Origin of the sequence: Paenibacillus sp. B2(2019) (assembly GCF_008370385.1) — a bacterium.
Classification (GTDB): Bacteria; Bacillota; Bacilli; order Paenibacillales; family Paenibacillaceae; genus Paenibacillus_AQ.
Genome location: NZ_VTZR01000016.1, coordinates 1 through 1,071 on the forward strand (window position 1 = coordinate 1; position 1,071 = coordinate 1,071).

Below are 1,071 nucleotides of genomic sequence, written 5' to 3' on the forward strand. Positions count from 1 at the left end.
GAACACGACCGTTAAGCCCTCCAGCGCCGATGGTACTTGGACCGAAGGGTCCTGGGAGAGTAGGACGTTGCCAAGCAAGCAAGACCACTGTTGAGTAATCGACAGTGGTCTTTTTGTTGTGCCTTGTAGAGTGAATTTGCTTGTAAGGGTTTTTATGATAAAGTGGTTTAATAGAGTCACTAATAGATTATTCATGGGGGATAAAGATCTTGATTATATGGATCAATGGAGCTTTTGGTGCGGGGAAGACAGAAACTGCATATGAATTACATCGCAGACTTCCTGATTCTTTTGTATACGATCCAGAGAATGTAGGGTATTACATAAGAGCAAACATTCCCGATGTGATGACAAAAAGTGACTTTCAGGACTATTATCTTTGGCGTGAAATTAACCATTCCATGTTAAAATACATAGCTAGCGAATATAGTGGGACAATTATCGTACCTATGACCATAGTTAATCCAGAATATTGGATGGACATTGCTGGTAATCTAATAAATGAGGGATTAGAGGTTCATCATTTTACTTTGTGTGCCTCACGAGAGACGCTGCTCAAGAGATTGGGTGGTAGAGGTGAAGGGAATGACTCGTGGGCCGTTCAATAGATCGACAGATGCCTCACAGGGCTTAATAAGGACGTATTCAAAGACCATTTAGACACAAATAACCTGACTACTCTAGGAGTCGTAAAGATGATAGCTAGTAAGCTTGATATCACTTTAACGCCTATTATAGGAGAAAAGTGAAAATATATTAATTTAGGTATTGCTATACTTCGAAATACATGATATAATCTTTTTTGTTGTCAAAACATTTTGTTTTCAATACGGCCCGTTGGTCAAGGGGTTAAGACACCTCCCTTTCACGGAGGTAACATGGGTTCGAATCCCATACGGGTCACCAATTTCTTTAAAACGTAATTGTTCTTCTGAAATAAAATGTTGCATTACAGGTTGGATTGTGTTATGATAATTGAGTTGCTTCTTTACATGGAGGCTTAGCTCAGCTGGGAGAGCATCTGCCTTACAAGCAGAGGGTCGGGGGTTCGATCCCCTCAGCCTCCACCAT

General features: G+C 40.8%; 1 protein-coding gene, 2 tRNA genes and 1 rRNA gene. All 4 read left to right on the top strand.

All coding sequences use genetic code 11. From position 1 onward, the window contains the following. Positions 1 to 76, top strand: a 5S ribosomal RNA gene (gene rrf, locus PAENI_RS33190); the annotation flags it as partial. Positions 77 to 209: 133 nt separating this feature from the next. Continuing rightward, entirely contained in the window at positions 210 to 608 is a 399-nt protein-coding gene (locus PAENI_RS14455) for an AAA family ATPase (RefSeq protein ID WP_223178953.1), read from the top strand. A 223-nt stretch (positions 609 to 831) separates the two neighbouring features. Continuing rightward, positions 832 to 906: transfer RNA gene (locus tag PAENI_RS14460), tRNA-Glu, on the top strand. Between the two features lie 88 nt (positions 907 to 994). After that, positions 995 to 1,070 (top strand) — tRNA-Val (locus PAENI_RS14465). Position 1,071: the final 1 nt, after the last annotated feature.